Origin of the sequence: Streptomyces sp. NPDC005706, assembly GCF_040631045.1 — a bacterium.
Classification (GTDB): domain Bacteria; phylum Actinomycetota; class Actinomycetes; order Streptomycetales; family Streptomycetaceae; genus Streptomyces.
On record NZ_JBEXYS010000026.1, the window covers coordinates 23,742 to 41,122 of the forward strand.

Genomic DNA, 17,381 nt, shown 5'->3' on the forward strand with positions numbered 1-17,381 from the left:
GGTGGAACTGTCAATGCCCGGCGCGCAGGCCGACGACCGCACCCCGGAACTCCAGGCTCCGGGAGGCCGCTTCGAGGATGTCCAGCACGCGCAGACCCGCCCGGCCGTCGGTCAGCGGCGCCCGGCCGCCGCTGACCGCGTCGGCGAACTCGTCGACCATGCTGCGCAGCGCTTCCTTCTCGCCGATCGCGGGGGCGACCATGTCGCCCGAACGGTAGGAGACGAGCATGTCCCGGCGTTCGTCCGCGCCGATCTCCTGCGGCGCGGCCAGGTCCACCCCGCGGTCGTAGACCGCGACGCGCTGCACCGGGTTGAGGTCGTCCCAGATGAGGGTGCGCTTGGAGCCGCCCACCATGGTGGTGCGCACCTTGGTCGGGGAGAGCCAGTTGACGTGCACGTGGGCGATGGCCCCCGTGTTGAGCTGCAGCGTCAGATAGGCCACGCAGGCCTGTCCCGCGCCGATCGGGTCGGCCCCGTGGGCGGCGACGGCGACCGGCTCGACGTTGTCGGGGAGGATGAAGTCCAGGATCGACAGGTCGTGGGGGGCCAGGTCCCACAGGACGTCGATGTCCTTCTGGACGAGGCCGAGGTTGATCCGCACGGAGTCGACGAAGTGGATCTCGCCGAGTTCGCCGGAGCGGACCATGTCGCGGATGCGGCCCACGGCGGGTGTGTAGCAGTAGGTGTGGTCGCACATCAGGGTGAGCCCGCGCTCCTCCGCCTCGGCGACCAGGCGCATCCCGTCGGCGTAGGTGGCGGCGAGCGGCTTCTCCACCAGGACGTGCTTGCCGGCGCGCAGGGCGGCCAGGGCGATGTCGAGGTGGGTCCCGGCGGGGGTGGCCACGGCGACGGCGGCGACGTCGGGGTCGGCCAGGACGGCCGCGTAGTCCGAGGTGGCCTGGACCGTCGAGTAGCCGCCGAGGACCCGCCGGGCCCGGTCCACGTCGAGGTCGCACAGCCAGCGCAGCCGGAACCGCTCGCTGGCCTGGAAGTTGCGTACGAGGTTGGGGCCCCAGTAGCCGGCCCCGACGACCGCGACCCCCAGCGGATCCGTGGTCTGCGTCACTGTGTTCCTCTTCCTTCGGTTCATCAGTAGGCCCCCGCTCCGCGCACCACGGCGGACCCGGTGCGCAGCAGGATGGTCATGTCGAGGCCCATCGACCAGTTGTCCACGTATCCGAGGTCGAGCCGGACCGCCTCGTCCCAGGGCAGGTCGGAACGGCCGCTCACCTGCCACAGCCCGGTGAGGCCGGGCTTCACCAGGAGCCGGCGTTTGATGTCCGGCGTGTACTCCTCGACCTCCTCGGGCAGCGAGGGGCGGGGGCCGACGAGCGACATGTGGCCCCGCACCACGTTGATCAGCTGCGGGATCTCGTCGAGCGAGCTGCGGCGCAGCACCGACCCGACCCGGGTGATCCGCGGGTCCTCCTTCACCTTGAACAGCAGGCCGTCGCTGTTCTGGTTGAGGTGCTCCAGTTCCGCCCGCAGGGCCTCGGAGTCCTCCCGCATCGTGCGGAACTTCAGCATGGTGAAGTGGTTTCCGTAGCGGCCCACCCGGCGCTGCCGGAACAGCGCGGGACCGGTGCTGTCCAGCCGGACGACCAGGGCGATCACCAGCATGGGCGGCAGGAGCACCGCCAGCAGCGCCGCGGCGAGCGCCCGGTCCAGCAGTTCCTTGGGCAGCCGGGAGGCCCGGGAGAGGTTCGGTGCCTGTATCCGCATCAGCGGGACCCCGTTGGTGGGCCGTATCACCAGCCGGGAGGCGGACACGTCGGTCAGCACGGGTGCCAGCAGGAAGTCGACGTCCTGCACGGCCGCCGTCCAGGACATCCGGCGCAGCACGGTGGCGTCGAACTCGGGCGCCGGCAGCGCCACGACGGTGCCGATGCCCATGGCCCGGACGACGTCGTTCATGTCGCCGATCCCGCCGAGGACGGGGAGCCCCAGCTCACGGATCGCGACCGCGTTCTCCGGGTCGCTCAGGCACACGCCCGCGACCTGCAACTCCTGTGCGCCGCCTGCCCTGCGCAGCACGGCGACCAGTTCGACGACGCCGTGCGACGGCCCGACCAGGAGCGTCGCGGTGCGGTCCCGGCCCCGTGCCCAGCACCGGCGCAGCCGGCGGCGGAGCGCGTACCGGACCGACAGGGCGATCGCCGCGGCCGGTACCGCGGCCGCGATCATGTCGTGCAGCAGGCGCAGGTCGCGTGCGAACAGCCAGTACGCGCAGGCGGCCAGCGCAGGCAGGGCGACGGCCCCGCGCAGCACCCGCAGGTACTCCTCGGTTCCGAGGCCCAGGGCGCCCCGGTCGTAGGAGCGATGGGCCAGCATCGCCACGATCCACATCGGCGGCAGCACCAGGGCCACCGTCCAGCGGCCGTAGGCCCCGTGAATCATTAAGGCCGCGGCTACGGCCGCCAGGCCGTCCGCGACCAACAGGACCGCACGGTACTTCCGTTCCCAAGGTCTTCGGCGCGCTTCTGGACTCCTGTGCTCCAGAACCACCTGCTCATGCGTGACCTCAATGGTCATGCCCCCCCCACCACATGCGCGGCTACCCCTGACCGAGCGATGCGGACATACGGTCGCAAGTCCGCGGCCAGGGCCGGAACGGCGCCGGTGCGTCTCCTCAACACAACGGCGCCGGAAAACCAGGGAGCGGTGAGCGGTTCCCCAACCGCCGGACGCACCCTGCATGTTGGCTGTTGCCTGTGCCGTACCCGGTTTACGAATCCGCGACTTGACTTGCCGTCAAGTGCAGATGTCCCTCCCAAACCGGCCCGGCGGACCTCAATCTAGACCACGGGACGCAGTCGCGGGAACAGTTGGACGAAACACACGGCGCAATGACGACACCGACGGCATACTGCCCGGGTGACGAGCATCGTGATCCCGGCCCACAACGAGGCGCGCGTCCTCGGCCGGCTCCTCGATTCCCTGCTGGCGGACCCCGCCGGGGACGAGACCGACATCGTGGTCGTGTGCAACGGCTGCACGGACGACACCGCCCGGATCGCGGCCCAACACGGGCCGCGCGTCAGGGTGGTGGAGATTCCGGTCCCGTCCAAGCACGCGGCCCTGCGGGCGGGTGACGACCACGCGCGCGGCTTCCCGCGGGTCTACGTGGACGCCGACGTCGTGATCACGGGCGCCGACGTGCGGGCGCTGACCGGGCCCCTCGACGACGAGACCTCCGGCATCCTCGCCACCGCCCCCGAACGGCAGCTCCCGCTGGCCGCCTGCGCCTGGCCGGTGCGGGCCTACTACCGCGTGTGGCAGCGGCTCCCCGCCGTGCGCGAGGGGCTGTTCGGCCGGGGCGTCATCGCGGTCTCCAAGGCCGGGTACGCCCGGATCGCGGCGCTGCCGCCGCTGATGGCGGACGATCTGGCCGCGTCCCTGGCGTTCGCCCCCGGGGAGCGGCTCGTGGTCGGTGCGGCCCGGGTCGTGGTCCACCCGCCGCGCACCTGGCCGGATCTGGTCAGGCGGCGCATCCGCGCCGCGGTGTCCACCGCCCAGGTCGAGAAGCACCGGGACCCGCGAGAGGCGTCGGCACGCACCGGCAGGGCGGATCTGCTGGCCGTGGTCCGCGCGGAACCGCGCCTCCTCGCGGACGTCGTGGTCTTCGTCGCCGCCGCGGTCGTCGCCCGGCGGCGGGCGCGAAAGGCCATCGAGGCGGAGGACTTCGGCACCTGGCTGCGGGACGAGAGCAGCCGGCAGAACTGAACGCACCGCACCTGGAGTCCCCGATCATGTACCTCACCGACCGCTCCACATCCGCCCGGGCGGACACCGAGCGGGGCCGGACACGCGGCCCCGGGCGCGGGGTCGCCCCGGTCGTGGTCGTGCTCGGCACGGTCAGCCTGATCACCGACATCTCCTCGGAGATGGTCACCGCCGTCCTGCCGCTCTACCTGGTCAGCCGACTCGGCTTCAGCCCGCTGGGGTTCGGCGCCCTCGACGGTGTCTACAACGGCGTCAGCGCCCTGGTCCAGCTCACCGGCGGCCACCTCGCCGACCGGGTGCGCAACCACAAGCTGATGGCCGGGCTCGGCTACGGCCTGTCCGCGCTCTGCAAGCCGCTGCTGCTGCTCGCCGGCAGCCTCGGCACGCTCGGTACGGTCCTGGCCCTGGAACGCACCGGCAAGGGCCTGCGCACCGCCCCGCGCGACGCGATGATCTCGCTGTCCACGCCGGCCGCGAACCAGGGCCGGGCCTTCGGCGTGCACCGGGCGATGGACACCACCGGCGCGATGCTCGGCCCGCTCGCGGCCTTCCTCATCCTGCGTGCGGCGGCCGACGGCTACGACGCGGTGTTCGGGGTGAGCGCGTGCGTCGCCGTGCTCGGCGTGCTCGTGCTGGTGCTGTTCGTACCCGGCAGGCGGCGCGAGGCGCGGCCGGAGCAGGCGGGTGAGCCGGACGGCAGGCCGCCGGTCCGGGTGCGCGAGGCGCTGGCGCTGCTGCGCCTGCCGCGCCTGCGGGCGCTCGCCGGCTGCGCCGCGCTCCTCGGCCTGACCACCGTCAGCGACGCCTTCGTCTATCTGCTCCTGCAGCGCCGCGCGGGCGTCGGCGAGCAGTGGTTCACGCTGCTGCCGCTGGGCACCGCCGCGGTGTTCCTGCTGCTCGCCGTGCCCGCCGGCGCGCTGGCGGACCGGATCGGGCGGCGCACCGTGTTCCTCGCGGGGCACGTGGGACTGCTCATCGCCTACGCCCTGCTGCTGTGGGAGCCGGCCACGCCCGTCCTGACCCCCGCAGTGCTCGCCCTGCACGGCATGTTCTACGCGGCCACCGACGGTGTGCTCCCGGCCGCCCTCGCCGGCATCGTGCCCGAGGAGCTGCGCGCCAGCGGCCTCGCCATCGTCGGCACCAGCCAGGCGCTGGCCCGGTTCTGCTGCTCGCTGGCCTTCGGTGCCGCCTGGACGGTGTGGGGCGACGGCCCGGCGCTGGCCGGATCGGCGGTCGGCCTGCTGGCTTGCGCGGCCGTCGCGGCACTGGTGCTGCGGCCGGCCGGCGGGACCCGATGACCACCTCAGCCCCAAGGATCCGGATGACAACGCTCCACCGCCGTCTGCTCATACTCGTCGTGGCGGTCCTGCTGCTCGCGGGCCTGGGCACCGGCGTGGTCCTGCACGCCGCCTCCCGCGCCGACCGCGCCGACCGGCCGCGGGCGGGCGGTCCCGCCGTCGGCGAGGGCAGGCTGACGCTCGGCCAGAAGAACCGCCTGACGTTCGTCAACGCGGCCGCCGGCCCGCACCGCACCGCGGTCGCCTCGGTGCCGTCGGCCGACCCCGGCGGCCGGCGGGTCGCCTCGGGCCTGAAGTGCGCGCGCTTCTACGCGGCGGCCGGCACCGGCGTCTGCCTCCAGTCCAACCCCGGCGTCCTCAAGCAGAGCAACCGCGCCCTGCTTCTGGACGCGAACCTCCGCACCCGGCGCGACTTCCCGCTCGCGGGCACGCCCAGCCGGGCCCGGGTCTCGCCCAGCGGCCGCTTCGCCGCCTGGACGGTCTTCGTCTCCGGCGAGTCCTACTCCTCCGCGTTCTTCTCCACCCGGACCTCGATCCTGGACACCCGCACCATGCGGCTGATCCCCAGCCTGGAGAAGTTCTCGGTCGTCAGGGACGGCAAGCCGTACCACGCCTCGGACATCAACTTCTGGGGCGTCACCTTCGCCTCCGACGACGACACCTTCTACGCCACCCTCAACACCGCCAACAAGACGTATCTGGTGCGGGGTTCGGTCTCGCGGCGTTCGGTGACCACGCTGGCCGAGAACGTGGAGTGCCCCTCGCTCTCCCCCGACGGCACCCGGGTCGCCTTCAAGAAGCGGGTCCTGTCCGGCGCCACGCTCTGGCACGAGTACGTCCTCGATCTGCGCACCCTGCGCCGGACGCCGCTGGCCGAGCGGCACAGCGTCGACGACCAGGCCACCTGGCTGGACGACCGCACCCTCGCCTACGCCCTGCCCGCCGACGGCGAGGTGGGCGGCAGCGACCTGTGGACCGTGCCCGCCGACGGCTCGGGAACCCCCCGCCTGCTGATCGCGGGGGCCTCCTCACCGGCGCCGCTGTAGCGGGGAACCCGCCGTTCCACAGGTGCCCGCGAGGCGCTTCTCGACCCCACCCGTCGATCCACCGCCGTCGTCCGATCGACACCCGGGGGAGCCGTGTCGACCCCAAAACGTGACCCACAGCGGGCTTACAGACATCCCAACCAGTCGGTATGGTGCGCCGCCTGATGCGTTTCCCCCGTTCACCTCCACGTATTCGTGCCGCAGTGGAAGGCCAGGCGATGACAAACCCCGACGAGCACCAGTACCCACCACCCGGACCACCCGGATGGCCGCCGCCCCGCACCAGGCCCCAGGGATACGGACACGACGCCTCCGGACATGGCTGGTTCGGGGACGCCACGTGGGACGAGTCGTATGCGCACCAGGCTCCGCACCATGACGACCTGGCCACCCTCCGCTCGGCCTACCGCCTGCTCCGCCGGAGCTCCACGCTGGCCGCGCTCGGCTCATTCGTGGTGTATGTCGTGCTCTCCTGCTGGGCGCCGGACCTGATGGGTTCCAGGATCGCCGGGGAGCTGAGCCTGGGAATGGTCCTGGGGATCCTCCAACTCGTCGTCACCTTCGTGGCGGTCTCCTGGTACGGACGCAGCGCACAACGCTCGGTGGATCCGCTGGCCCGCGCCGTCAGGGAGCGGGCTGTCCCCGCCGGCCGGAACGCGGGAGTGGCGAGATGAACGACTTCGGTTCCGGGACGCAGGCCACCGTCCTCGTCCTGTTCACCGCCCTGGTCACCCTCACGCTGCTGATGTGTGTGATGGCGGGACCGGACCGCAACGACCTGACCAACTTCTACACCGGTTACCTCTCGCTCACCCCGCTCAAGAACGGCCTCGCCATCGCGGGTGACTACATCTCCGCGGCCACGGTGCTGAGCACCACCGGCATCGTCGCGCTCGCCGGCTACGACGGCTACGTCCTCGCGGTCAGCACGGCCCTGTCCCTGGTGCTGCTGATGTTCCTGCTGGCCGAACCCCTGCGCAACGCCGGCAGGTTCACCATGGGCGACGTCCTGGCCCGCAACATGCCCGCGCGGTCGGTGCGTGTCGCCTCCTGCGTGGTGACGCTCGCGGCGACCCTGCCCTTCCTGGTCGTCCAGCTCTCCGGGGCCGGGTCGCTGCTCACCTTCATCCTGAACCTCCCGCACGTCGCCGGCGCCAGGACGGCCTGCATCGTCATCGTCGGCAGCCTGATGATCATTTACGCGGCCCTCGGCGGTATGCGAGGCACCGCCCTCATTCAGATGATCAAGATCGTGCTCCTGCTCGGCACCAGCGCCGTCGTCGCCGCCCTGGTCCTGAACCGCTTCGACTGGAGCCTGGGCGACCTGCTCAGGGCCGCCCAGCACGGCAGCGGCGCGGGCCCCGCCTTCCTCCGGCAGGGCCTTCAGCTGGGCACCACGGCCGGTGAGCGGCTGGACTTCTTCGGTCTCCAGATCACCGTGGTCCTCGGGGTGGCCTGCCTGCCCCACATCACGATGCGTCTGTACTCCGCGCAGGACGCGCCGGCGGTACGTCGCTCCATGTCGTGGGCGGTCGCCACGGTCACCACGTTCTGCCTGTTCGTGATCGTCATGGGTACGGGCGCGGCGGCGCTGGTGGGATCGCGGTACATCACCACGGCCGACCCTCAGGGCAGGACGTCGGTGCTCATGCTGTCGCAGGTGCTCGGCGGGGCACCCGGATCCGCGGGCACGACGATTCTCTACTCGGCCGTGGCGGGCATGGTCTTCATCACCCTGCTGTCGTCGGTCGCGGGGATGACCCTGGCCGCGGCCTCGTCACTCGCCCACGACCTGTTCGCCCATGCGGCGCGGCGGGGGCGCGCGGAGCCGCGTACCGAGATGACGGTGGCGGTGTGGACGAGCGTGGCCGTGGGAACCGTCGCCATCGGACTCGCCATTCTGGTCCAGAACTGGAACGTCGGCGTACTCACCACGCTGGCCATCTGCATCGGGGCATCGGCGGTGGCACCCGCGCTCACCTACTCTCTGTTCTGGCGCGGATTCACGCGCACCGGCCTGCTGGCCGCCCTCTACGGCGGAGCGGGCTGCGCGCTGCTGCTGATGGTCGTGTCCAGAGCCGTTTCCGGCACACCGTCCGCCGTCTTCCCCAACGCCCACTTCGACCTGTTCCCCATGCAGTCCACCGGACTGGTCTCCGTCCCGTTCGGCTACCTGGCGGGCTGGCTGGGCAGCCGTCTGGACCACCGGCGTCGCCCCGCTCACAGCCGCGAGAACCGGCGGCTGTACGAGGAGAGCGAGGCACGGATGCTCGCCGCGGCCGAATGACCACGCCTGCGCAGCCCGTTCCGCAGCCGTGGTGATTCGGCCGCGGCGGCGGAGCGGGCTGCGCAGGCGGAGCCGGTCAGGCGAGCGTGCCGGTCAGTGACTGTTCGGTCCACACGGTCTTGCCCTCGCGGGTGTAGCGGGTGCCCCAGCGTTCCGTCATCTGGGCCACCAGGAACAGGCCGCGGCCGCCCTCGTCGGTGGTCCGGGCGCGGCGCAGGTGGGGTGAGGTGTGGCTGGTGTCGCTGACCTCGCACACCAGAGACCGTTCACGGATCAGCCGCAGGGTCGCGGGGCCACTGGCGTAGCGGTAGACATTGGTGACCAGTTCGCTGGCGATCAACTCGGTCGTGAACGCCAAGTGCTCCAGCCCCCATTCGCTCAGCTTGGCCGAGGTCAGTTCCCGGGCCCGGGCGGCGCTGGCAGGCTCCAGTGGCAGACTCCAGGAGGCGACATCGTCCGGTGGCAGCACGCGCGTGCGGGCGATCAGCAACGCGACGTCGTCGGTGGGGCCCGCGGGCACGAGTGAGTCGACCACCGCTTGGCATGTCCGTTCCAGCGCGGTTGCGGGGCGGGTGAGCGCCGCGTACAGCTTGCTCAGGCCGAGGTCGGCATCGATGTGGCGTTCGCCGATGAGTCCGTTGGTGTACAGGCACAGCAGGCTTCCCTCGGCCAGTTCGACGTCCCGGGCCTCGAACGGCAGGCCGCCCAGGCCGAGCGGTGGGCCGGCGGGCAGGTCGAGCAGGGCCACCTGGCCGTCCGGCGCGGTCACCACCGGCGGCGGGTGGCCCGCGCGGGCCACGGAGCAGCGCCCGGAGACCGGGTCGTACACGGCGTACAGGCAGGTGGCACCGACGACCTGCTCGCCGACGGGCCGTTCGCCGGCTGCTTCCTGTTCCGCCGCCAGGAGGTCGACCAGGTCGTCGAGGCGGGAGAGGACCTCGTCCGGTTCCAGGTCGAGGCTGGCGAGCGTGTGGACGGCGGTACGCAGCCGGCCCATGGTGGCGGCGGCGTGGATTCCTCGTCCCACCACGTCGCCGACGACGAGGGCGACCCGTGCCCCGGACAGCGGAATGACGTCGAACCAGTCGCCGCCCAGGCCCGGGGCCGCGCTGGCCGGCAGGTAGCGCATGGCCACCTCGACGGCCGACTGGTCCGGAACCGCCCGGGGCAGAAGACTGTTCTGCAAGGTGAACGCGGTCTGCTGCTGCTGGGTGAAGCGCCGGGCATTGTCGATGGCGACCGCGGCGCGCGAGGCGAGTTCCTGGGCGAGAGTGAGATCGTCCGCCTCGAAGGAATCGGGGCGGCGTGAACGCCACAAGGCCATCACGCCGAGCACCAGGCCACGCGCGGTAACGGGTACCACGATCAGCGAGTGGGCGGTCAGGTCCGGAGCGTGGGCCCCCTGGCAACCTTGCATCGAGAACCAGTCGGGCGGAAGTACCGGTTCCAGGACGGGCCGCCCCTCGGCCAGGCATCTGGCCTGGGGCGTGTCCGGCCCGAACTCCACCGGCTCGCCCGCAGGGTGAGGCGGCCCGGCTTGCTGGGCGCCGACACTGCGGGCCCCGACCCGAACCACGGACCCTCCCAAGGCCTGCGCCGGTTCCTCACCACGCGTCACCGGCTGCAGCAGGTCCACCGACGCATGGTCGGCGAGGTGCGGCACCATCACCTCGGCGAGTTCCCGGGCGGTCTCCGCCACGTCGAGCGTGGTTCCGATGCGACTGCCGGCCTGGTCGAGGAGCGCGAGCCGGCTCTGGGCCCGGTGGCGTTCGGTGATGTCCTCGATCATCTCGGCCACCCCCAGGACGCGGCCGGAGGGATCCTCCATCCGGAAGGACGAGACCAACGCGACCCGCTCTCGTGCCGGATCCTGCTCCAGGCGGGCGAACTGCTCGGAGTAGACCAACGGTCTTCCGGTCTCCATGACCTGGCGCACACGGTCCACGGCCTTGCGTGCGTCGTCGGGGAGGAGCATCTGCCCGGTGGGCAGCCCCCGGAAATCCGCCGCCGGGACGCCAGTGAAGCGTTCGATGGCCCGGTTGACCCGGAGAAGCCTCAGGTCGGGGCCGTGGACGACCAGGCCGATGGGGCACCGGCGGTACAACCCGTCGAGCACCGCCAGGTCCCTTTGCCACTCCAGGACGTCAACCGCGAGTGCCCCGACGAGAAACCACTCACGGATCCGCTCATCACGTGACAGGGCGTGGGCCCTGACCCCCATCTCCACGAGCCGCCCGTCCCGGTGCCGCGCCTTCAGCACGCCGAACCAGCCGCCGGCTCTCCGGCAGCTCGCCGCGGCCTCCTTCGCAGCCGTCAGGTCGCGCGGGTCCACGAGGACCTCGAATGCCGGACGGCCGATCACGGCTGTGTCCGGATGGCCGAGCAGTTCCTGGGCCCGCCGGTTCCATCCGACCACGACTCCCCGGTCGTCGAGCACCGCCAGGGCGGCGAGGTGCGGGGTGAACGGATCGTCCTGGCCTTCGCTGAGCTCCGTCATCCGCTTCTCCACGGCTTGACACCCCTTGTAGTCGGTGAGCGACGTTGCGCCGCGGTTCCCGACCCGGCCGGCGACCGGCGTGACGGCGTCCAGCACGGTGTGGCTCGGCCTTCTCCCATGCGCGCCGACCTGCTGACGCAATGTAAGCCCATTGAACCCGGTGCGGCCTCGGTGGCATCGTCGGCCGGGTGGCACGGCGTGGCGGGCACGAGGCGCCGCGGCGGGCACGGCGGCCCGCTCATGGAGCAGGTCCTGCCGGGCCTCGTGGAGGTGTCCTCAGCTCGCGCGCCGCCAGGGCCCAGCTGAGTTCCACCGCGGTGTCCGGAGCGTCCAGGCTGGTTCCGGTCAGCTCCTCGAAACGACGCAGCCGGTAGCGCACGGTGTTGACATGGACGTGCGCGCCGCGGGCGACTTCGCGGATGTGCCGTCCCGTCTCCAGGTATCCCCGCACCGACTCCTCGACGAGTGCACCGAACTGCCCCTCCGCCTCCAGGGGACGCAGATATCGTTCGAGCAGCAACTCGGCGAGTTCCGGTTCGGCGACGACGGCCACCCGCCAGGAGAGGTCACCCAGGTCGTACACGCCGCGCAGGCCGTACGCACGGGCGGCTTCCAGCAGCCGGCCGGCGGCGCGGAAGGAGCGGTGCACCGCGGTCAGGTCCGTCGGCGGGCCGAGTCCCGCCGTCACCCCCAGGTCACCGATCTCCGGCTTCTCCTCGACGACGCCGACGACAGTCTCGTCCAGCACGGTGAGCAGCGCGCCCCGGCCGTTCCCGCGCCCATGGGACTCCAAGGAGCGTGCCGGCGCGTCCGGGTCGACGTCGCCGTCCGGGACGGCTCTGATGGCTCGGTGCGGCCGCGCAGGGTCCAGTCCGTAGATCGCCGCACCGCTGTGGATCTCCGCCGCGCTCAGCGTCCCGTAGAGCAGTCCGCGCAGGAAGCCGGCGCGGCGGCGGGCGTCGAGCAGGGCGGAGGCGACCTCCGCCTGCCGGTGGACGGCGGCGATCTGCAGGCTCGCGACGTCCGCCAGCTCCCACAGGCACCTGGTGCGGTCGACGACGAGGCCGGGGTCCAGCCCGCGTTCGGTCGCCTCCGCGAGGAACAGATCCCGTATCGCGCTCATCGCCCGGCGGAAGGCGCGGAGCCCGTCACCGAGCGGCACGCCCCGGGCGACCCGGTCCCGGGCCACATCGGCTTCGTCGAAGGCCTCCGGAGCGGGCACCGTCCCCTCACGCACGACCGCGAGAGCCCGGTGGAAGTGCCGTTGCCAGATCTGGTCCAGGAGTTCCCGCGGGACCGCCCGGTAGGACGGGATGTGGTCCGCCAGTTCCGGGTGCAAACGCCCGCCCACGTGCCACTGCTGCACGGCCATCGCGGCGATGACCCGTTCGAGAGGCTCCGCCGGGCCCGGCTGTCCGGGCATGGACCTCACCTCCGCCCCTGCGGTACCGGCCGTTGTGCGACTGAACAATATGCCGACCTCCGGCCTTGGCCGGGGAGCCGTCGACAACTCCCCGTCCCCGAAAGCACAGTGGCACGACGGCGGAAGGAGTGGATCGGCGCGCACGCAGCGCGGCGCCGGTCGACCGTACGCAGGCCCGCCCGTGGTACCGACCCACCCTGACGATCAGTACGGAGACCGCCATGACCGACAAGCACCATCAGCGACCCCACCGCGCCGCCGCCGACACCGGCCCGCGCCTCGCGCCACTGTCCGAGGACGGCTGGGACCCGTCCACCCGGGAACTGCTCGCCCCGATTCCCCGGGACGCCGACGGCCACCTCGCCAACGTCTTCACCACCTTGGTACGGCACCCCGGCCTCTTCAGGCACTTCCTGCCGTTCGGCAGCCATCTGCTGCGGGACGGCCGGCTTCCGGACCGGACCCGGGAGCTGCTGATCCTGCGCACCGCATGCAACACCCGGGCCGGTTACGAATGGGGGCGACACGTACCACTGGCCAGGGCCGCCGGGGTCACCGACGAGGAGATCCGACGGGTCGGCGAGGGCCCGGGCGCCCAAGGGTGGCTGCCGGCCGACGTCCGTCTGCTGCGTGCCGCCGACGAACTGCACCGGGACGCACGCCTGTCCGCGGCCACCTGGTCCGCACTCGCCGCCGACCACGACGAGGCCCAGCTGATCGAAATCACCATGCTCGTCGGTCAGTACCACATGGTCGCGTTCTTCCTGAACTCCGCCGGTACGCGGCTCGAGCCCGGCTTCGAGACGGAATCCCTGCCCGCGCCCACCGGCGCCGGCGCGGACGCGGACGCGGCGGAAGGGGCACACGGCGATGCCTGAGCCCCGGCACCATGCGACCCGCCCGGCCGGCCTCCTGTCCGGCCGGAACGTACTGGTCATCGGCGCGGGCACCCGCCCCGGCGACGATCCGACGGCCCCGGTGGGCAACGGGCGGGCGGTGGCCGTGCTCGCCGCCCGCGAGGGAGCGTCCGTGGCCTGCGCCGACGTCTCCCCCTCCGCCGCGGAGGCCACCGCCGCCCTGGTCGGTGAGGAGGACGCCCGTGGCCTCACCGTGATCGGTGACGCCGCGGATCCCGGCCGGTCCTCGGCCATGGTCGCCGAGGCCCTTCGCGAACTCGGCGCACTCGACGCGATCGTGGTCAACGTCGGCATCGGCCTCGGCACGGGCCTGGCGGACACCTCGCCGCAGCAGTGGGAGCGCGTGCTCACCGTCAACCTGAGCGCCCCCTTCTTCGCCGCCAAGTACGGACTGCCCGCGATGGCCGACGGAGGCTCGATCGTCTTCGTCGGATCCGTGGCCGGGCTGCGCGCGGCCACCGACTCGCCCGCCTACGACAGCTCCAAGGCAGGCCTGTTCGGTCTCACCCGCCATGTCGCCAAGGAAGGCGGACCGCGCGGAATCCGCGCGAACCTGGTCGTCCCGGGCCTGATCGACACCCCCATGGGCCGCCAGGCCTCGACCCGGCGGGCGTCGCGTTCCGCCTCGTTCGGCCGCATACCGCTCGGACGCCAGGGAACCGCCTGGGAAGTGGCCGCGGCCGTCACCTTCCTGCTCTCCGACCGCGCCTCCTACATCACCGGGCAGAGTCTGGTGGTGGACGGAGGGTTGAACGCCGTCTGAGCACTCCGGACTCCGGTGACGGGGCGAGGGCGGCCCTCCTGTGTCAGGGCATCGACCCGGACCGGTGTCAGGGCATCGGCCCGGACCGGTGTCAGGGCATCGGCCCGGGCCGCCCCCGCCGGCTCACTTCTCCAGTGGACCGAACTCCTCGCGGGTGTCCACCGGCTTGCCGAACAGCTGCCACCGCTCGCCCTTGAACCGCATCAGCTGCATCGTCTCGAGCGGGAAGGCGTCGCCGTGCCCCGTGGACATGGTGACCCCGGGCAGCAGCAGGCCCACCTTCACGTTCTTCAGGTTGCGCACCGCGTCCCGTAGCCCTTCCCTGGTCGGGCACTTCATCGCGTCCAGGGCCTCGTGCAGGCTGGAGGCCACGGCCCAGCCGTAGGCGTTGAACTGGTTGGCGGGGTCGGCGTCGGGGGCGTACTCGTGCATGGCGCTCATGTAGGTCTTCATCTCGGGGTCGTTCGCCCACTGCGGGTCGGCGGGATCCTTGAAGTAGGTCGCCGAGACCACGCCCTGGACGTTCTTGAACCCGACGGGCCGCAGGACGGCGGCGGACGAGGCCACGTTGTTCACGATGTGCAGCGGGTTCCACTTGGTGTTCCTGGCGTCCGCGGCGAGGGCCTGGCTGCCGAACTTCGGGGTGGTGACGTCGAGCAGCACGTCCGCCCTGGACCGCGCGAGGCTCGCCATCTGTGCGGAGACGGAGGGGTCGGTGACCTCGTAGCTCTCCTTGGCGACCACCTTGATGCCGCTGCCGGCGACGGCCTTCCTGAACCCGGCGAGCAGGTCCTTGCCGAAGTCGTCGTTCTGGTAGAGGACCGCGACCTCGGCCTTGGGCTTCGCGTCCTTGAGATACTTGGCGTAAACCCGCGCCTCGGCCACGTAGTTGGGCTGCCACCCGATCGTCCAGGGGTGCTTGCCGTCCATCCCCCAGGCGGAGGCGCCCGTGGCGACGAAGGGCTGCGGCACCTTCTGCTTGTCGAGGTAGTCCCACACGGCCGCGGTGGACGGGGTGCCCAGGGTCTGGAACACGGCGAAGACCTTCTCCTGCTCGACGAGTCTGCGGGCCTCCTCGACCGCCTTGGGCGGCTGGTAGCCGTCGTCGCGGACGATGAACTGCACCTTGCGGCCGTCTATGCCGCCCTTGTCGTTGACGTACTTGAAGTAGGCGGCCACGCCCTTGCTGATCGTGCCGTACGCCGAGGCGGGTCCCGACAGCGGGTAGATACCGCCCAGCTTGATGGTCCTGTCGGTGATACCGGTGGTCTGCTGGCCCTTGCACGCGCCACCGGCGGCGGTGTCCTGGGCGTCCTGTCCTCGCTGGCTGCTGCAGGCGGTCGCGGTGAGCAGGGTGGCGGCCGCGGCCGCCACCAGAGCGGTGGTCTTGCGCATGTGATTCATTCCTTTTCCGTGCGGGGCGGTGCGCCCACGGGTTCGGCGGCGGCCACCGGGCGGTCCGCGGGGTCGAGGGTCGCGGAGGGTCCGGCTTCGGTCTGGGAATCCGGCCGCGCATCGGGCGCGGGGTCGGTCTCGGGCCCCCGGTCGGGGGTGGCGGTGGTGCGGGGCAGGCGGCGCGCGACAGCGCCCCGGACACGGCCGGGCAGGCCGGCCAGTCCCGTCGGGGCCGCGAACATCACCGCGATGATCAGCAGGCCGAACACCACTCCCGGTGCCGCCTCGCTCACGTCCTGGGACACGCTCGGCACGTACATCACGAACGCCGCGCCCAGCAGAGGCCCGTACAGCGAGGCGAGCCCTCCGACCACCAGGCCGGCCAGCAGGGTGATGGACAGGACGAAGCTGAAGGAGTCGGGCGAGACGAAGCCGATCACCCAGGTGTAGAGACACCCGGCGACACCCGCGAACATCGCGCTCCACGCGAAGGCGAGGGTCTTGTGCAGCGACAGCCGCACGCCCATGACCTCGGCGGCGCTCTCGTGGTCCCGCACGGCGCGCAGTGCCCGGCCGGCCCGGGACCGCAGCAGGTTGCGGGCGAGCAGCAGGGCCATAGCGGTGACGGCGAGGACGACGAAGTACATCCACTGGTCCTCTGCCAGCCCGCTCCACGCGGGCGGCTGCAACTTGTCCACGGTCAGGCCCATGGAGCCGCCCGTCACCGGTTCGAGCCGCTTGAGCAAGGGCGGCAGGAACACCGCGAACGAGAGGGTGACCAGGGCCAGGTACAGCCCACGCAGCCGTAGCGCGGGCACTCCGAACCCGAGGCCCAGCAGGAAGCATCCGGCGGCCGCGACCGGCAGTGTGGCCAGGTGGCCGGTGTCGTAACGATCGAGCATGACAGCCGCCGTGTAGGCCCCCGCCGCGAAGAACGCGCCGTGCCCGAGCGAGATCTGCCCGCCGAAGCCGACCAGCAGGTTCAGGCCGGCCAGCGCCACGGTGTACAGGAGCACCATGGTCAGCTGGAAGACCTGGAAGGGGGCGAAGTAGAACGGAGCGCCGACGGCGGCTGCCGTCGCGAGCAGCACGGTGAGCGCGGCTCGCAGCCGCCGGACGCGGTCCGTGCCGAGTGTTGCGACGATCGTGCTCATGCGCGCTCCACCGCCGCTCGTCCGAAGAGGCCCTGAGGCCGCACGAGCAGCACCGCCAGGATGATCACCAGGGGGACGCCGACCTTCAGGTCCTCACCGATCACGTCCACGTACGCCCCGGTCAGCGTCTCGGCGACACCCACGAACAGGCCGCCGACGACCGCACCGACCGGACTGTCGAAGCCTCCGAGGGTGGCCGCGGCGAACGCGTAGATCAGCACTCCGCCCATCATGTTGGGCTCGAGGAACAGCACCGGGGCGACGAGCACGCCCGAGACCGCGCCGACCGCGGCGGCCAGCCCCCAGCCGAGCATCAGCACCCGGCTCACCCGGATGCCCGAGAGCCGGGCGGAGGCCGGGTTGCCGGCGACCGCCCGCATCACCAGGCCGACAGAGGTGTGCCGGAACAGCAGATACAGCAGGCCCATCACGACGGCCACCACACCGATGATGCCGAGCGCCGACCAGTCCACGCGCACCCCGGCCAGGTCGAGCCCGCCGTCGGGGAACGGCTGCGGGAAGTCCTTCACGGTGAACGACCAGATCAAGCCGGCCAACGCGTTGACGAAGACGAACAGACCGACCGTGACGATGACCACCGTCAGCTCGGGCGCGTCCCGCACGGGGCGGATGACGAGCCGCTCGACCAGCATGCCGCCGGTGAAGGACACCGCGAGGGTGACCGGCAGCGCCAGCCAGAACGGCATCCCGGACGCGACCAGTTGCCAGGCGACGTACGCCGAGAGCATCGCCAGCTCGCCCTGCGCGAAGTTGACGATCCCCGTGAACTGGTGGATCAGCACCAGGGCCAGCGCCAGGCTGGCGTACACCGCGCCGGAGCCCAGTCCTTCCACCACTTGCTGCAGAAGATCGGTCAT

At 71.8% G+C, this 17,381-nt stretch carries 14 protein-coding genes; 7 read left to right on the forward strand and 7 right to left on the reverse strand.

Annotation, left to right across the window (positions count from 1 at the left end; translation table 11 throughout):
* Positions 1-10 precede the first annotated feature (10 nt).
* Together ABZ478_RS29935 and ABZ478_RS29940 are read right to left on the reverse strand one after the other, a co-directional pair.
* A complete protein-coding gene (locus ABZ478_RS29935; protein ID WP_359554031.1) occupies positions 11-1,066 on the reverse strand; it encodes a Gfo/Idh/MocA family oxidoreductase in 1,056 nt (351 codons plus the stop codon).
* A 23-nt stretch (positions 1,067-1,089) separates the two neighbouring features.
* Positions 1,090-2,397, reverse strand: a complete 1,308-nt coding sequence (locus tag ABZ478_RS29940; RefSeq protein WP_359554032.1) for a sugar transferase — start codon at positions 2,395-2,397, stop codon at positions 1,090-1,092.
* Positions 2,398-2,874: 477 nt separating this feature from the next.
* Here ABZ478_RS29940 and ABZ478_RS29945 point away from each other — a divergent pair, with 477 nt between their 5' ends.
* The 5 genes from ABZ478_RS29945 to ABZ478_RS29965 all read left to right on the forward strand — a co-directional run bounded on the left by ABZ478_RS29945 (position 2,875) and on the right by ABZ478_RS29965 (position 8,354).
* Complete coding sequence (locus ABZ478_RS29945; RefSeq protein ID WP_359554033.1) at positions 2,875-3,723, forward strand: glycosyltransferase family 2 protein; 849 nt, start codon at positions 2,875-2,877, stop codon at positions 3,721-3,723.
* A 26-nt stretch (positions 3,724-3,749) separates the two neighbouring features.
* The gene (locus tag ABZ478_RS29950; protein WP_359554035.1) at positions 3,750-5,021 is read left to right on the forward strand and encodes an MFS transporter; all 1,272 of its coding nucleotides are present in this window, start codon (positions 3,750-3,752) and stop codon (positions 5,019-5,021) included.
* A gap of 23 nt (positions 5,022-5,044) precedes the next feature.
* Complete coding sequence (locus ABZ478_RS29955) at positions 5,045-6,067, forward strand: TolB-like translocation protein (protein ID WP_359554036.1); 1,023 nt, start codon at positions 5,045-5,047, stop codon at positions 6,065-6,067.
* Between the two features lie 218 nt (positions 6,068-6,285).
* Positions 6,286-6,741, forward strand: coding sequence for a DUF485 domain-containing protein (locus ABZ478_RS29960; protein WP_359554037.1), 456 nt, complete (start codon positions 6,286-6,288; stop codon positions 6,739-6,741).
* Positions 6,738-8,354: a cation acetate symporter gene (locus tag ABZ478_RS29965; RefSeq protein ID WP_359554039.1), complete on the forward strand. Its 1,617-nt coding sequence runs from the start codon at positions 6,738-6,740 to the stop codon at positions 8,352-8,354. Before ABZ478_RS29960 ends, ABZ478_RS29965 begins: the two co-directional genes overlap by 4 nt.
* 76 nt (positions 8,355-8,430) lie before the next feature.
* On the opposite strand, the gene ABZ478_RS29970 is transcribed toward ABZ478_RS29965, so the two are convergent.
* Positions 8,431-10,851 (reverse strand): SpoIIE family protein phosphatase, encoded by a 2,421-nt coding sequence (locus ABZ478_RS29970; protein WP_359554133.1) that lies wholly within the window; start codon positions 10,849-10,851, stop codon positions 8,431-8,433.
* 238 nt (positions 10,852-11,089) lie between these two features.
* The gene (locus ABZ478_RS29975; RefSeq protein ID WP_359554040.1) at positions 11,090-12,274 is read right to left on the reverse strand and encodes a helix-turn-helix domain-containing protein; all 1,185 of its coding nucleotides are present in this window, start codon (positions 12,272-12,274) and stop codon (positions 11,090-11,092) included.
* A 221-nt stretch (positions 12,275-12,495) separates the two neighbouring features.
* Between ABZ478_RS29975 and ABZ478_RS29980 the strand changes: the two genes are divergently transcribed.
* The gene (locus tag ABZ478_RS29980) at positions 12,496-13,152 is read left to right on the forward strand and encodes a carboxymuconolactone decarboxylase family protein (RefSeq protein ID WP_359554041.1); all 657 of its coding nucleotides are present in this window, start codon (positions 12,496-12,498) and stop codon (positions 13,150-13,152) included.
* A complete protein-coding gene (locus tag ABZ478_RS29985; protein WP_359554042.1) occupies positions 13,145-13,954 on the forward strand; it encodes an SDR family oxidoreductase in 810 nt (269 codons plus the stop codon). Before ABZ478_RS29980 ends, ABZ478_RS29985 begins: the two co-directional genes overlap by 8 nt.
* A 123-nt stretch (positions 13,955-14,077) precedes the next feature.
* Here the strand turns inward: ABZ478_RS29985 and ABZ478_RS29990 are convergent, their stop codons facing one another.
* Genes ABZ478_RS29990 through ABZ478_RS30000 form a run of 3 tightly spaced genes read right to left on the reverse strand, consistent with a single transcriptional unit; the run spans position 14,078 to position 17,381 of the window.
* On the reverse strand, positions 14,078-15,349 hold the full coding sequence (locus ABZ478_RS29990; protein WP_359554044.1) for an ABC transporter substrate-binding protein: 1,272 nt from the start codon (positions 15,347-15,349) through the stop codon (positions 14,078-14,080).
* 5 nt (positions 15,350-15,354) lie between these two features.
* Positions 15,355-16,503, reverse strand: coding sequence for a branched-chain amino acid ABC transporter permease (locus tag ABZ478_RS29995; protein WP_359554046.1), 1,149 nt, complete (start codon positions 16,501-16,503; stop codon positions 15,355-15,357).
* Positions 16,500-17,381, reverse strand: a complete 882-nt coding sequence (locus tag ABZ478_RS30000; protein ID WP_359554048.1) for a branched-chain amino acid ABC transporter permease — start codon at positions 17,379-17,381, stop codon at positions 16,500-16,502. Before ABZ478_RS30000 ends, ABZ478_RS29995 begins: the two co-directional genes overlap by 4 nt.

What these genes read in the sequence shown, in the direction of transcription:
- ABZ478_RS29940 (WP_359554032.1), bottom strand. Translation starts at nt 2,397, where the DNA reads ATGATTCACGGGGCCTACGGCCGCTGGACGGTGGCCCTGGTGCTGCCG.
- ABZ478_RS29955 (WP_359554036.1), top strand. Translation starts at nt 5,045, where the DNA reads ATGACAACGCTCCACCGCCGTCTGCTCATACTCGTCGTGGCGGTCCTG.
- ABZ478_RS29995 (WP_359554046.1), bottom strand. Translation starts at nt 16,503, where the DNA reads ATGAGCACGATCGTCGCAACACTCGGCACGGACCGCGTCCGGCGGCTG.
- ABZ478_RS29975 (WP_359554040.1), bottom strand. Translation starts at nt 12,274, where the DNA reads ATGCCCGGACAGCCGGGCCCGGCGGAGCCTCTCGAACGGGTCATCGCC.
- ABZ478_RS29970 (WP_359554133.1), bottom strand. Translation starts at nt 10,851, where the DNA reads ATGACGGAGCTCAGCGAAGGCCAGGACGATCCGTTCACCCCGCACCTC.
- ABZ478_RS29960 (WP_359554037.1), top strand. Translation starts at nt 6,286, where the DNA reads ATGACAAACCCCGACGAGCACCAGTACCCACCACCCGGACCACCCGGA.
- ABZ478_RS29980 (WP_359554041.1), top strand. Translation starts at nt 12,496, where the DNA reads ATGACCGACAAGCACCATCAGCGACCCCACCGCGCCGCCGCCGACACC.
- ABZ478_RS29965 (WP_359554039.1), top strand. Translation starts at nt 6,738, where the DNA reads ATGAACGACTTCGGTTCCGGGACGCAGGCCACCGTCCTCGTCCTGTTC.
- ABZ478_RS29950 (WP_359554035.1), top strand. Translation starts at nt 3,750, where the DNA reads ATGTACCTCACCGACCGCTCCACATCCGCCCGGGCGGACACCGAGCGG.
- ABZ478_RS29990 (WP_359554044.1), bottom strand. Translation starts at nt 15,349, where the DNA reads ATGCGCAAGACCACCGCTCTGGTGGCGGCCGCGGCCGCCACCCTGCTC.
- ABZ478_RS30000 (WP_359554048.1), bottom strand. Translation starts at nt 17,381, where the DNA reads ATGACCGATCTTCTGCAGCAAGTGGTGGAAGGACTGGGCTCCGGCGCG.
- ABZ478_RS29985 (WP_359554042.1), top strand. Translation starts at nt 13,145, where the DNA reads ATGCCTGAGCCCCGGCACCATGCGACCCGCCCGGCCGGCCTCCTGTCC.